Source organism: Auritidibacter ignavus (assembly GCF_029853775.1).
Taxonomy (GTDB): domain Bacteria; phylum Actinomycetota; class Actinomycetes; order Actinomycetales; family Micrococcaceae; genus Auritidibacter; species Auritidibacter ignavus.
On sequence record NZ_CP122564.1, the window covers coordinates 421,890 to 435,873 of the forward strand.

Sequence of the window (13,984 nt, forward strand, 5' to 3'; positions counted from 1 at the left end):
CCCCATGCCCGTCCCCTGCTCCCCCGCACGCGTCGAACGCGTCGCACGACTCACCCCGCACATGATCCGGATCTCGTTCCAGACCATCGGCGACTGGCGCTGGCACACCGACGGCACCGGCGACGAGCGCATGGATATCGCGATCCCCCGCCCCGGCGAGACGGAAGCCGATCTGACGACGTTTAACCTGCCTGAGTATGGGCCCGGGTGGGCCGGCGAAGAACCCCCGTGGCGCCATTACACTGTCCGCGCCGTCCGTGACGACGGGCGCTGCTTCGACATCGACTTTGCGATCCATGGCCAAGGATTCGCCTCGAGCTGGGCCGAACGCGCAGAGCCCGGCCACATCATCGGTGCCTTCCACGGCGGAGGCTCCTACTACCGCCCACCATCCGACGCAACCTTCCAACTCCTCGTTGCCGATTCCACTGGGCTTCCCGGCCTTGGACGTATCATCGAAGAACTCCCCGAAACCACCCGAGCCCTCGCCGTCATCGAAATACCCGAGACAGGCGACATCCAAACCATCGACGCCGCGGCCACCATCGAGTACCGCTGGTTGACCGGGACCGGAAACGGTCAGGGCCCCAGCGCGCTGCCGGCTGCAGTGGCTGAGTTCACCCCGCCCGATGAGCCCTGGTACGCGTGGGCGGCCTGCGAAGCGGCCGCCAGCCGCTCCATCCGCACCGACCTTCGCAAACGCCTCGGCTCACCCCGCGACCGTCACCACGTGATCGGCTACTGGACCGAAACCAGAGCCGGAAACCACCCCGCCGACTTAGGGGGCTCTGACTAACAGACTCCTGAAGCGCCACACCGCGATTCTGACGCCAAACCCGCTGCAGAGTCTCCAAGCAGAACGCTAGGCGGAGGACCAGGCCCGAGTCGTCACGACCACAGGAAGACCACTTGGAGAACCCAAGACGAACGCAGTGCCGTAGTGCGGGTCATAGTCCCAGCCCCTGTCCTGATCGCCCCTCTGGGTTACGATGCATCGCCCCATCAGGAGAGGTGAGTTGGCATTGACGCCGTTCGGCTTCATGTTGCGCAAGTTCCCGCTCTACGCGTTTGGCCTCGATAAGCTCAGTTACGTCATTCACGGGAAGGCCGCGGATTTCCTCGTTCTCGGCACGAAGCAGCGCTGCACGAGCGCGGGCGGCGCGGGCGTTACGAGCAGGGTTGAGGGCGCGCATCCCGTGTTGGTGAGCACGCGCGTTCTCCGGCCCGTATTCGCTCGCCAGGAGCACCAGACGCTCGTTCCGATGACGCTCATCTGTTGCGGCTCGTTCGGTGCGAGCGACTTCGACAGCATGGTCAGCGCCGCGTACTCGGGGATCGGCCTCTGCTCGCCGCCACGCGACCTGCACAGCCCATTCGGGTAGCGCGCTCGGGGTTCGTGGCGGTTCAGCCTCCCATGCATCGCGGACGTGATCTCGCATGGTCTGCTTCTGTTCTCTCGCGGTGCGGTGCTCATCGCGGGCCTTGCGCCGCCCGATCCGCCCAACAGTGGCGAGGCGCGTGCTCGCTGTCCTCTCTGCTTCGGCGCTGGCAAGGTAGTCCGCGCCGTCGCGTTCAGCTTGCTTGGTGAGGGGCGCGGCGACCTGCGCACGCACTCGTGCGGCTTCTTCCTCGGCCCGACGGAGCATGGCGGTGTTCTCGTCATTCTCGGCCCGGTGCGCGGCGCGCTGGGCGTCAAGCCGGTTCGAGGTCTGCTCCCACCGCTCCGCCGCCTGCTCTGCACGCTCTGCCTCACGATCGAGCCTGGCGAGTTCTTCCGAAACGCGCTGGATCGGGCCGTTCCTGATGATGCCGCGGACCGCCGCTGTCGCCTGTATGGTGGCGTGGTCGAGGCCGCGGTCGGCGGGGTCGCGCTCCATCGCTGCGACGAACTGCGCACGCCCATCCGCCATGTCCTCGGCGATGACATGCAGCGGTCAAGTCCTGGGTAGTGGTGTATCTGGTTTCGAATCTTGGTGATGTTTGGGGGCTTGTTCTCAGGGCCCGGCTCGGGGCTGGGGTGGGGGTGTGATCATGCGGCGACCTCGTGTCCTTCTGCTGGGGCGGCATCGATCGTGCCGGCCGCCACAATGCCTTTGGTCTGCTCGAGACTAGTCAGTGACATGTAGCGTTTCTGTTGGATCCTTCTCACTCGTGTTGCTCGGCGAGTACCGCCCCGACCAGACGCACGACGGCGTCGCGGTTGGGGAAGATCCCCACGACGTCGGTGCGGCGTCTGATCTCCCGGTTGAGCCTTTCGGTGGGGTTGTTTGACCACACCTTCGTCCACACTGCTTTTTGGCGCATTCGTAAACGCCAACAGATCGTCGAGGGATTCCTCCAGGTAATCCGCCACATGGGGGAATGTCTGCTGGCAAAACTCAACGACGTCACGGGCTTGGTCCCACACGGCCTGGGCGTCGGGTTGCTTACAAGATCGTTTGAAACATCGCCGATAGCGTCGGCCACTTGGGTTTTCGGCACCATCCTTGGTGGTCTCTCGAGTCAGGTACAGATTGGAGACTCGGCGACTGAGACCAGCGTGTTTCCGGTGTCGGGAGTTCCCCGCGAACCTCCGCGACTATTGCGGAGGCTTCTGGATTTCGCCAGCGAACACCTTGAGCCCTCACGCCTCCCTGTGATTCCGCAGCTCTGTATGCTTTCGGTCAACTGGGCCCCACAGCGCCGACGTGGCAGATACCTCATCGCAGGCCACCGAACGAAGGGCACCACGCGGGGAGGAAGGCTGAGTTCGACGCTTCCGAGCTCGACCCGCTACGGACGGGCGACGACGCTCGTCGTCCCGCACCGATTTCGCATCGTCTGCGTGCTCATGGCTCTCGAATCTTGCTCGTGTCGACCACGGTGACGGATTCCTGACGGTGATGGCCGGGTGACGCCACTCCGCTCGATCACATCACCAAGCGTCCCATGCTGCCGGGAACGCAGGGATGTACCACCACCTCGGACGCGCAAGGCTCGAGGTCTGCGTGTAGCTCTGCACCAATAGGGACATCAGTACCTGCCGCGCCGCTTTTTCACCCCAGGGTTGACGGGGACAATGACGACCTGCCGTGCTAACAGGCATGAGGAGTAACCCCAGGGGTGACAAGACTCCGGATGACGCTTTCGGAGCCGAGTGGGTGCGCGTATTGGCGCACCGGCAGAGGGAAGGACAACACGTTATGGACAAGGTTGTCGAACGGTTTCGTGCCACAGGCGTTCGACCCGACGATGTTGAATCGCACCTGCGCGATGCTGGTGACCGTCTTTATGCGGCTGCCACCTCAGACGATGACCGGTGCGCAGACGAGTTCGGTGGCCCACGAGCGGTCGCTCTTCTCGCAGCGGAGATCAGCGCACTGATGTCCCACCTTGTCGCACGGGCTGCAAACATTCGGTCTGTCTGTGTGGAGGCAATGCTCGAGGAATTTAGCGCCGTCACGGTCGCTGGAGCGATCGGCGTGGCTCGGCAAAAAGTCTACGAGCTTGCCAAACCCGAGGCGGACAAGGACTACCTGGACCATTCCCCTTGGAGGATGGAATGAACGACATGAAAGAACAAATCCAGCTCCCTGTTCCGGCTGAAAGACAGCTGTTGCATCCGATACATATCGGGCAGGCACGAGCTGTTTACATCCGCGGATGGTGGTTCGCACGCCTGGGCTCAATCCCCGTGGCGGTTGCACTCGGATCTGTGATCTGGCTACTTAATAACAACCTAATCCCGGCCCTCCTGGCAGCGCTAACGACCTACGCTATCGGCATCGCGGCCGGGCGCTGGTACACCGCTCGGGCGTGGGACTTTGTACCCCGAAAGCGACAGCTGCAGCGCGACGGGATGGGGTGGAGGATGGGCGCGGCAGGCATCGATGCAGTCGCGCTAGTCGCCGCGACGATTGCTTTCGTGCTCGTTGCTCACGCTCACCGGGTCCCACTCGCGGTGCTCGTCTTCGCTCTCGGCGCAGTTGTGGTCATCGGGCTGTTGCAAGGGGGCGAGCTCGTATACCTCGCTACTCGGACGGCAACTCGCCGAGATGCGCTTCCGAAGATCGTGATGCTGATAGCCGTGGTCATTTCGGGTTTGATCGCAGTGCTGATCGGGATCGGTACTGCCTGGCACCCGCAATTGGTGCGGGTTGCGCTCCTCGGTGGAGGAACGGTGCTGTTGGCGCAAACCCTCTGGTGGGTCTTCGACGTCTCTCGGCGTAGGCAGGACGCGACGGCGCGACCGCGATGTCCGCAGTGACCCCCAAGGACCGCGCCCGCCTGGCGGAGCTGGGAAAAATGCATGAACTCTGGTCGCCCAACGACGAGCCAGTCCTCCTCGCCTGCGGAGCAGAGAACACGACCATCGCTGTCGGGGACTATATCGTGCGGTGTTCGGCTGACCACGAAGCCCTCAACCGCGAAGTGCACCTGCTCGATACGCTCGCGCGCGTCACCTCGGCCCCAATCCCGATACCAGTGTTTTATGAGGCCGAACTCGGCACGTTTGCCTACCGGAGACTTCGTGGCACGCCACTGCTTCGTCGACGAAAGCGGGACTCGACGGAGGTTCGGCAGGCCATCATCGATGCGTTATCGGCCTTCCGCCGGTTTCTGCCGGCTTCGCAACTGCCGGCTGATCGGTATCCATATCACGCCTGGCATCAGGACGCTGTGCGTAGCTACCGGGCGGTGCGTGGTCACCTAAGTGCGGGGCAGGGACGTCTCATTCGCGCGTTCCTGGACGAGCCGCCCCCGCCGACACGGTCGCTCCTTATCGCACAGCACAACGATCTGGGGGCCGAACACATTCTCGTCGATGACCACGGAACAGTGACTGGCATCATCGATTGGACCGATGCGGCGCTCACCGACCCTGCCCGTGACATTGGATCCATCTACCGGGACCTGGGGCCTGAGGCGGCCAGTCACATTGGGGAAGCGTTGAACGGGCCTCTGACTGAAGACGAGCTACATCGCATCCGCTTCCACGCCCGGTGCAGATGGCTTGAGGACGTCGTCTTCGGTCTCAGAGATCCGCTATCGCGCAGACCGTATCTCGACAACGCCTGGAGAGCGTTCGACCATACATTTGGTAGCGCATCATAACTGAGGCGACTTGCCGTCAGCGGGGACTGTTGTGGCACCTAACCTCCGTGAGCTCGTCAAAGATGCTCACGTCGTCGTTGAGGTCCGCTTCGCAGGTGACAGCGGTGAGGTCTCGAGCATCCTCGACCACACAGCGCAGGCAAGATCACGACGGTGGGTGTCCCAACGGGTCAAGGATGCTCCGGATCGCAAGGTGGCGTTCCGCGCATCTTTCAAACGCATGCCCAGCCGGCACTCGATTGGCCATGCCAGCAACCGGTCTATTGGCACCGCCGGAGCGCGGATACTGTGTGGGCGTCACCGGGATCATTCCCGGCACTTTCCGCAGCACGGACATGTTAGGTCTGCTCGCTGGGTTGCTGCGCGTCGATACGCGGATGGGCTGACCCCAACAATCGCGGTGAACTGACGTGCCGCGTGGCCACGGCTATGCCACCCAACTTGTGCCATAGCGACACCGATCGGAAGGTCAGTCGTCACCAAGAGCTCAGCAAGGCGTTGGGCTCGAACGTGAGACAGGTACTGAATGGGCGACATTCCAAAGCGCTGGCTGAAGGCCCTGCCCAGCTGCGAGATCGATAGGTGCACACGGTCGGCGAGGTCACGAAGTCGCCAGTCCTGGGCGGGATCTTGACAGAGGAGGCGTGCTACACGATGTGTGGCTGTCTCAGTCGGGTCGGCATGGCTTGCTGCATTCTCCTCAGCTAAGGGTCGTCGCAAGGGTCTGATACTCATCGGCCTCGCCTTGTGGAAGACGACGGTGCGCGGTGACGCGGTGGCGAGGAGCGTGCGGTTTTGAACAGGTCCACCCATACCGGGACCGGCAGGTCTTTCGGCAGGTCGGTGGCACTCACCTGGTGGCGTGTTAGCCACGCTTTAACTGTCTGCAGTGAGCCGAGCGTCGTGTTGCGTGCCAGAACTTGGGCGATTCCGCGTCCCGGTCCGGTGTAGACACGGTGGACCAAGGCGCGGAACTGACGTCTGTGTGCCGGGGACAGCAACGGGTGTTCGCGACGTTGGATGGTGAGGATTCCACCGTCCACGCTCGGACGTGGGGTGAAGGCGCGAGCGGGAACACGGCTGTGTAGCCTGAACTCGAACCACGGCGCCCATTGTGCGGTCATCATTGTGGCACCGCCAACGCCCGCTCTGCGGCGGGCAACCTCCCATTGTACGAGCAGGATCGCCTCATTCCATGCTGGGGCGTGCAGCATGCGTCGCAGTATGGCGGTGGTCTGGTGAAATGGCAGGTTGCCGACGATCACATGCGCAGATGGCGGAAGCCGGTAGGCCAGGAAGTCGTCATTAATGACCTCCACATGTGACGGGAGACGGTCTGCCAAGCGCTTTGCGAGCTGAGGGTCGATCTCGACGACAGTGACCGCTCGCCCCAGCTGGGCCAGTGGCGTGGTGAGGGCTCCATCACCGGGGCCGATCTCGATAATCGGGCCTTTGGTCGCTGCCACGAGTCGGGTTATCGTGGCGATGAATGATGGGTCAGTGAGGAAGTTTTGGCCGTGTTCATGACGGCCACCGTGATAGGTAGGCACTGTTTGCTCCGTGGTGGTTGTGGAACCGGGCACGATGAATAAACCGCCCGGCCGGGTGATTTCTCCGGAGGCAGGAGCAACAACGGGGAGTGTGCTCGCCGCCGTTAGCGGCGGCGCAGACGCAGTGAAGCAGTGCCGTAAAACAACATGCCAACTAGTGTAGGTGACCCACCGTCACTCGGCGACCCCATAGCCCGTCCATGCATCAAAGATGCGCAGATCCGTATCATCGCGGGCCATCACGAATTCATGCGCCTCTGCGACCACAGGTGCTCTGCACTATCGAGGTCAGCTCCGTGAGAGATCTCGATAAGGTTGCTAGGCGCCGTAGCGGCCGATGGTGGAACGCTTTCGACGCGCCTGTTTGAGGAGCGGATAATGTGGGCAGATGTCGGCTCGAAATTTCTGCCACGCCCCATCGCGACCGACGGCAACGACCAATGGGTGCTCGGTGTTCCTACCTCGTTGTTTCGCCGAAGTGGGTAGCCTGCTCGGGGGCGGGCTGGCTCGGTTGTGGCATGACTGTTTGGGGATATGGTCTACGTGCCCGGGGAGCGCAGGTATCGAGGGACAACTTCAGCGTCTGGGGGACACGCTCATGGACTGCGGTCGGGGCAGGCCTATCCGACCCGGTGTACAGCCGGGATGCTGAGTCGACGCTGGATGGATCTTCGAAGGGCATGGAGATGCTGACAAATACCACAGATTGACCGGTCCAGTTGGTCCCCGTTATCGCTGATATCGGAAATCTCGGTGCTTTGACTCCAAATGATCAGTTCACAGCCATCTTCACAACTAGTAGCTGAACCTCACAGCGTATGCCAGTAGCGAGCTGGGTGATCAGGCCATGATCGGTGACTAGGCATCGTGGGATCAGGCGTCCAGGACCCACGGCGGATGTTGTTTGTTCAGAAACGCCGTCATCCCGGCTTTGGCATCATCTCCGCCAAAAAAGCGCTGGGAGAGCTCAACCATGTCCTGCTCACGGGTATCCATAAGCTCGAGAACATGACGGTTGACCAGCATCTTTGATGCTTCCAGCGCTGCCGGAGCAGCTTTGCGTAAGTCGGTCAGAATCTCCTCGACCGTGCCGTCAACAGAACCATCGGTGTCAGTGATGGCATGAGAAATGAAGCCTGCTGACAGCGCTTCGTCTGGGGTGATGGTGCGTGCCCGAAGAAGCCAACCTGCTGCGGTTCGGTCACCAAGCCGGGCTAAGACCACGGGCGCGATCATGGCGGCGACGACCCCGATCCGCACTTCGGTGAGCCCGAAAGTGGACTGCGGACCCGCGACGACAAAGTCGCAGGCAGCCACAAAGCCCATTCCACCGGCCCTGACATGACCGTGGACCGCTGCGATGATCGGTTTAGGGCATGTTAGCAACTCACGGATGACAGCGTTCGCAGTCGAAGCGCCTGTCGTCGGCGTGCCACCTTCGGTGTCGTTTAAGGAGTGGTCTTTCAGATCTGCACCAGCGCAGAACACCGAACCGGTGTGAGTCAGCACGATACTGCGTACCGAATCATCAGCACTGGCCCGGTCCAACCCCTCAGAGATGCCCTGCAGTAGTGCCTGGTTGATCGCGTTGCGATTCTCCGGTGCATCGAGTGTCAGGGTCGCCGTTGACCCCTCGAGGGTATAGACCACGCTCGTCATGCTGTGACAGCCTCCTTTTCACTCTGGGCAACAATTACGGCCAGCACGGCACCAACGTCAACACGATCACCGACACTGACCGTGAGCTGTTCGACAATGCCATCAGCATCGCTGGTGATGGCGTGCTCCATTTTCATAGCTTCCACCCACAGGATTTTTTGGCCTGCCACCACGGCGTCACCAACTGTTGCCTCGATATGTACCACGGTGCCTGGCATGGGCACGATCAGGCTACCCGGTGCAGAGACCGTCTCCGGATCGGTGAAGTGTTCGACCTCAGTGAGCGTTACGGACCGTTCGGACCCGGTGACGACCACTTGACGGCCCGTTCGTGACACGACGAAACGTCGCTCCACATCGTCGATGCGCAGCCGCACGACAGCCGAGGATGCCGAGACGACCTCCACGCTGTTAACGTCAGGCACCGAGCTGGGGGAGATCTCCCAGCCATACCGACGTTGGCGATAGTCGATGGAGATCTCCTGGCTACCGAGAAGGAAGGCGCGAGTTCGCCAGTCGGGGTGGAACAACCGCCACCCACCAATGCGCGGTCGCGGATTCTCCTCGGCGATGTGGCGGGCCAATGCCTGGTCTGCGTTCTCTGGTGCGCCGAGCACCACCACGCCATCGGGGCACGCGGGAGCGCCTTCGGCCACAGCTGCCGCCGTAGCGATGGCTGCCACCACGGCAAACAACCTTGTGGTGGTCTCGTCAGTGGCCGGCGTGAACACAGCAGGATGATCCTCTAAGTAGGAGGTGGCGGTGTGCCCCGAGAGAAAATCCTCTTCGCCCAGGATGCTCACGAGCAGGTCGGCATTGGTGACGGGGCCGTCCCACACCATCCTTTCCAGAGCTGAGGCAAGTTTGCGTGCGGCACCGTGCCGGGTTGGGGCAACACCAATCATCTTCGCGATCATCGGATCGTAATCGGTGCCCATCACATCTCCGGCTTGGACACCAGCATCGAGACGAATCGCCGGGTGTCCGGGTGCTGGGTTGTTGAAGACAGCGTCCACTTCCGGCACCAAGAACTCTCGGATCGGTCCGGCTTGGGGCGACCAATTCTGCGTGGGGTCCTCGGCGTAGAGGCGCACTTCAATGGCATGTCCCTGAGCCCGGGGTTCGTCACCGACCAGCTCTGCCCCGGCCGCGATGTCCAACTGCAACCCAACGAGGTCGAGCCCGGTGGTACATTCAGTCACCGGGTGTTCGACCTGCAAGCGGGTATTCATTTCCAGGAAGTAAAAGGACCCGTCCTCGTCGGCCAAGAACTCAACGGTTCCTGCTCCGATATACCCCAGCCGTTGCACCGCGTTGCGAGCGGCCTGATAGAGACGTTCACGCATTCGCGCGCCCCGGCGTTCAACCAGCGGAGCGGGCGCCTCTTCGATAATCTTCTGGTGGCGACGCTGAATCGAACATTCTCGTTCTCCCACTGCCCAGGCGTTGCCGGCCCGGTCACCAAACACTTGGACCTCGATATGGTGCCCGGTAGGAATATAGCGCTCACAGAAAACCGTGGGATCGCCGAAGGCACTGGCGGCCTCGCGCGAGGCCGAGGACACGGTGTCAGCAAGCTCATCGAGACGTTCCACAATCCGCATCCCGCGACCGCCACCACCTGCTGAGGCTTTGACGAGCACCGGTAACTCAGCTTCGGTGATGGATTCGGGGTCGAGATCCGTCAAGACCGGTACGCCGGCCTGCTCCATGAGGCGCTTGGACTCGATTTTGGACCCCATTTGTTCAAGAGAAGCGGGATCCGGACCGATCCAGATCAATCCGGCCTCGATAACAGCTCGGGCGAAGCCAGCGTTCTCGGACAGGAACCCGTAGCCGGGGTGAATCGCATCGGCGCCCATTTTCTGGGCGGCCGCAATCACGAGCTCGGCACGCAGGTAGGTGTCTGCTGGGGCGGTACCCGGCAGACGCACGGCAAGATCGGCTTCGGCGACGAACGGAGCATGGGCATCCGCATCGGAAAATACCGCTGCGGTTCCGATCCCGCGGGCTTTGCATGTGGCGAAGACCCGTCGAGCGATTTCCCCACGGTTGGCGACGAGCACCCGGGTGATCGGGCGTGTTGTGGTCTGGACAGTCATGTGGTTCCTCACATCCGGAAAATTCCGTAAGACCGATCGGACTCGACCTGTCTATTCGCAATGGCCGACAACGACAGCCCCAGCACCGTGCGGGTATCTCGGGGGTCGATGATCCCATCGTCGTAGACGAGACCCGAGAGAAACAGTGGCAGAGATTCGTCTTCGATCTGTTGCTCGATGGCAGCTCGGCGATGTTCCAGCGCGTCGACATCGACGGGTGTACCACGGGCTTGGGCCGAAGCTTTCGCCACGGAGGTCACCACATCGGCCAATTGGGCGCCACCCATAACTGCCGATTTGGCCGAGGGCCAGGCGAAGAGGAAACGCGGGTCAAAGGCACGGCCGCACATCCCGTAGTGGCCGGCCCCATACGAGGACCCGATCAGCACAGAGATGTGGGGAACCGTGGAGGTGGACACCGCATTGATCATCATCGAACCGTGTTTGATGATCCCACCCTCCTCGTAGGCGCGACCGACCATGTATCCGGTTGTATTGTGTACAAACACCAGGGGAGTGGCTTGCCGGTTGGCGATCTGGATAAACTGGGTGGTCTTTTGTGCTTCCTCGCTGAAAATCACGCCCTTGGCGTTGGCGATCATGCCCACCGGGTAACCGTGGATGTTCGCCCAACCGGTCACCATGCCAGCACCATAAAGAGGCTTGAATTCATCAAAATCCGACCCATCAACGACCCGGGCAATAACCTCCCGCGGATCGAATGGAATCTTGAGGTCATCGGGCACGATGCCGAGCAACTCTTCCTCGTCGAAGACCGGTGGCATCGAGGTGGCAGGCGCGGGGCCTGCTTTGCGGTGGTTGAGCCGGGAGACAACACGGCGTGCGATACGCAATGCGTCTTGCTCGTCGTGGGCGAAATAATCGGCAAGCCCCGAGGTTCGCGCGTGCATTCCGGCTCCACCCAGTGATTCATCGTCGCTCACTTCGCCGGTGGCGGCCTTCACCAGTGGTGGTCCGCCAAGAAAGACTTTCGACTGGCCTTCGATCATGATCACGTGATCACTCATGCCCGGAAGATAGGCGCCTCCCGCAGTCGAGTTGCCAAACACGATTGAGATCGTGGGGATGCCCTCTTTAGACAGCTGGGCTAGTCGCCGAAAGGAATCACCCCCCGGGATAAAGACCTGACTCTGTGTCGGTAAGTTCGCCCCGCCTGATTCGACCAAGGTCATCAGCGGAAGCCGGTTTTTCAGTGCAATATCCATGATGCGCAGTTGCTTTTTGAGCGTGAATGGATTTGACGTACCGCCGGCAATCGTGGGGTCGTTAGCAATAATGACGCATTCAACCCCGCACACGGTTCCGATGCCACCAATGATGCTGGCTCCGACGGGAAAATCTGATCCCCAGGCCGCGACGGCGCAAAGCTCAAGAAAGGGGCTGTCGCGGTCAATGAGGAGCTCAATGCGCTCTCGTGCGGTGAGCTTACCGCGGTCGCGGTGACGGGCCACGGCACGCGGACCACCGGCTGCAGCCAGTTGCTCGAAGACCGCATCGATCTCGGAGATTTTGTGCAGCATCGCTTCTTCGCTCCGCTGGAACTCCGGGGAGGAAGTGTCGATGGTGCTGATGAGACGAGTCATGAGGATACTCCGAATCCGGTCGTGAAGTTATCGTCGAGGCCCGAAAATTCCGTGACGTCGGACGGTAGTGAAACGTGACGACTGCGCAACCACTCGGCCACACCTTTGGCCTGTGCATCAAAGCGGGCACCGAAGGCGACGCCTTCCCCGAGTGCGTCGTGAATGACGAAATTCACCGCCCGTAGCTTGGCCAGCTCGACACGGTCCATCGGGAGATCTCGAAATTCTGGGAGCAACTCTCGCAGTCGTTCCGGTGTGAGCTCTTGGCGTAGCCAAGTCCAGCCCGGGTTGCTACGGGCCCAGACACCAACATTGATCGTCCCGCCCTTATCGCCGCTACGGGCACCGAAATATCGGCCCAACGCAACAGAGGATTCCGTGGCATCGGACGAGGACTGAGTGATGGTGGGTCCCTGCCCGGTAGCAGGGGAGTGCTCGTCCAGATCCGTGGGTTCAAGTCGCAGAGTGCGTTCAGGTGGCACAATGACTTCTGCCGACCCGTCGGGGTAATGCACGCGGTGAGTTGGGATGGTCTGGGGAACGAATTCCGGACGGAACCGGCCATACACTTCGGCTTCTTTAGGTGGAGAAGATAAGAAGATACCGGGAACGCTACCCAGTGCGATCTCGACAAAAATATTTGCCAATTTTCGTCCCACCACCTGGGGGTCATTGTCGCGAGCGACCAGGGTCAGGCGGGCGCTCGCTTCCTCTTGCACGGTCGCATCGGAGTGATCGGTGCGCGCCAACGTCCATTGCAACTGCTGCGGCATCGGTAATCCAGCGGTGTTCAGGGCGTGGTGGAACTGCGCTTGAATCAGATTCGCCTTGGCATCGACGTCCAGGCCGGTGAGATAGACGGTCATCTCCTGTCGAAATCCACCGAGTTCGGTAGCTGAGACCTTGAGGGTCGGTGGTGGGGCTTCACCGAGGATTCCGCTCAACGCCACTCGATCGGCACCGAGATCGGTGACCGTGATGGAATCTAGTCGCAGGGTGGCATCCGGGCCGGGATATCTGGCCCCGGCCACCTCGTACAGTAACTGAGAGATCACCGTCTCGGCGGTGACAGCACCACCGGTGCCGACGGGTTTGGTGATCACCGAGCTACCGTCGGTGGCTATCTCAGCGATGGGGAATCCGGGACGGATCAAGTCGGGGATCTCGGTAAAGAAGGAGAAATTTCCACCGGTGGCCTGCATCCCGCACTCGATGACGTGGCCGGCGGCCATCGCCCCGGCCAGGGCATCAAGATCATCCCGTTCCCACCCGTGATACCAGGCAGCTGCACCTGTGGTCAGCGCAGCGTCGGTCACCCGCCCTGTTACCACGATCCGTGCCCCTGCCCGTAAGGCTGAGGTAATGCCAAAACCACCCAGGTAGGCATTGGCAGCTAGTGGTTGGCCCAAACCGAGTTGCTGACTGCGGTCAGTCAGGTCATCGCCGTCCACATAGGCCACCGGAAGCTCAGCTCCGGTCTTCGTCACCAGTTGATTGATCGCCTCAGCTAGCCCGGACGGATTCATCCCGCCCGCATTGACGACTACACGGGCATCGGTGGCAACCAAGGCCTCCAGCGAGTGCTTCAGCTGAGACAAAAACGTGCGCGCAAATCCTGTGGTGGGATCCGTTGCCTTCTGCCGGGCCAAGATCAGCATCGTGAGTTCTGCAAGGTAGTCACCGGTGATGACGTCCACGCCGGCCCGAACCATTTCGTCGAAAGCGGCGAAGCGATCCCCATAGAACCCGGAAGCATTACCGATCCTCACCACCGGGCCATCCTGGTCAGCCAAGATAGCGTCCGCATTCGCAACACCACGAGGACAGTGGCCAGTTCGGGTGGGTAAGGGATTGTTCCTGCTGTGCTCGGAGTCCATGCTCACGTGCCTTCCCGTGGGAGCGGATTGAACGAGTCGTGGACCTCATGTTGGCACATTTTTTGACAACAAGCAAGCGTGATTGTTTTTTCTTCATT

12 protein-coding genes and 1 pseudogene are annotated in these 13,984 nt (G+C 61.5%); 5 read left to right on the plus strand and 8 right to left on the minus strand.

What is annotated here, in order from left to right:
- The first annotated feature begins 4 nt into the window (after positions 1-4).
- Complete coding sequence (locus QDX22_RS01850; RefSeq protein WP_122549459.1) at positions 5-796, plus strand: siderophore-interacting protein; 792 nt, start codon at positions 5-7, stop codon at positions 794-796.
- A 151-nt stretch (positions 797-947) separates the two neighbouring features.
- Here QDX22_RS01850 and QDX22_RS01855 read toward each other — a convergent pair whose 3' ends face one another.
- Positions 948-1,439: a hypothetical protein gene (locus tag QDX22_RS01855; RefSeq protein WP_147472558.1), complete on the minus strand. Its 492-nt coding sequence runs from the start codon at positions 1,437-1,439 to the stop codon at positions 948-950.
- Here QDX22_RS01855 and QDX22_RS01860 point away from each other — a divergent pair.
- Entirely contained in the window at positions 1,428-1,949 is a 522-nt protein-coding gene (locus QDX22_RS01860; RefSeq protein WP_147472557.1) for a hypothetical protein, read from the plus strand. The genes QDX22_RS01855 and QDX22_RS01860 overlap by 12 nt on opposite strands.
- 205 nt (positions 1,950-2,154) lie before the next feature.
- On the opposite strand, the pseudogene QDX22_RS01865 reads toward QDX22_RS01860, so the two are convergent.
- A pseudogene (locus QDX22_RS01865) lies at positions 2,155-2,323 on the minus strand (transposase); the annotation flags it as partial.
- An 859-nt stretch (positions 2,324-3,182) separates the two neighbouring features.
- On the opposite strand from QDX22_RS01865, the gene QDX22_RS01870 reads away from it, so the two are divergent.
- From QDX22_RS01870 to QDX22_RS01880, 3 genes are read left to right on the plus strand one after another with little or no spacing between them, the layout of a single operon-like run.
- Complete coding sequence (locus tag QDX22_RS01870) at positions 3,183-3,545, plus strand: hypothetical protein (protein ID WP_279717939.1); 363 nt, start codon at positions 3,183-3,185, stop codon at positions 3,543-3,545.
- A gap of 5 nt (positions 3,546-3,550) precedes the next feature.
- A complete protein-coding gene (locus tag QDX22_RS01875; protein WP_279672889.1) occupies positions 3,551-4,246 on the plus strand; it encodes a hypothetical protein in 696 nt (231 codons plus the stop codon).
- Complete coding sequence (locus QDX22_RS01880) at positions 4,234-5,094, plus strand: phosphotransferase family protein (RefSeq protein ID WP_279717940.1); 861 nt, start codon at positions 4,234-4,236, stop codon at positions 5,092-5,094. The genes QDX22_RS01875 and QDX22_RS01880 overlap by 13 nt, the downstream gene beginning before the upstream one ends.
- A gap of 306 nt (positions 5,095-5,400) precedes the next feature.
- On the opposite strand, the gene QDX22_RS12050 is transcribed toward QDX22_RS01880, so the two are convergent.
- The 6 genes from QDX22_RS12050 to QDX22_RS01905 form a co-directional block, all read right to left on the minus strand.
- Positions 5,401-5,907 carry a helix-turn-helix transcriptional regulator gene (locus tag QDX22_RS12050; RefSeq protein WP_425248467.1) on the minus strand — a complete coding sequence of 169 codons (507 nt, stop codon included), beginning with the start codon at positions 5,905-5,907 and terminating at the stop codon, positions 5,401-5,403.
- On the minus strand, positions 5,826-6,644 hold the full coding sequence (gene erm / locus QDX22_RS01885) for a 23S ribosomal RNA methyltransferase Erm (protein WP_279718169.1): 819 nt from the start codon (positions 6,642-6,644) through the stop codon (positions 5,826-5,828). Before erm ends, QDX22_RS12050 begins: the two co-directional genes overlap by 82 nt.
- Positions 6,645-7,517: 873 nt before the next feature.
- The gene (locus tag QDX22_RS01890) at positions 7,518-8,303 is read right to left on the minus strand and encodes an enoyl-CoA hydratase-related protein (RefSeq protein ID WP_110100983.1); all 786 of its coding nucleotides are present in this window, start codon (positions 8,301-8,303) and stop codon (positions 7,518-7,520) included.
- The gene (locus QDX22_RS01895; RefSeq protein WP_110100984.1) at positions 8,300-10,405 is read right to left on the minus strand and encodes an acetyl/propionyl/methylcrotonyl-CoA carboxylase subunit alpha; all 2,106 of its coding nucleotides are present in this window, start codon (positions 10,403-10,405) and stop codon (positions 8,300-8,302) included. The genes QDX22_RS01890 and QDX22_RS01895 overlap by 4 nt, the downstream gene beginning before the upstream one ends.
- 8 nt (positions 10,406-10,413) lie before the next feature.
- Complete coding sequence (locus tag QDX22_RS01900; protein ID WP_110111012.1) at positions 10,414-12,009, minus strand: acyl-CoA carboxylase subunit beta; 1,596 nt, start codon at positions 12,007-12,009, stop codon at positions 10,414-10,416.
- Entirely contained in the window at positions 12,006-13,802 is a 1,797-nt protein-coding gene (locus QDX22_RS01905; protein WP_233487924.1) for an acyclic terpene utilization AtuA family protein, read from the minus strand. Before QDX22_RS01905 ends, QDX22_RS01900 begins: the two co-directional genes overlap by 4 nt.
- Between the last annotated feature and the right edge of the window lie 182 nt (positions 13,803-13,984).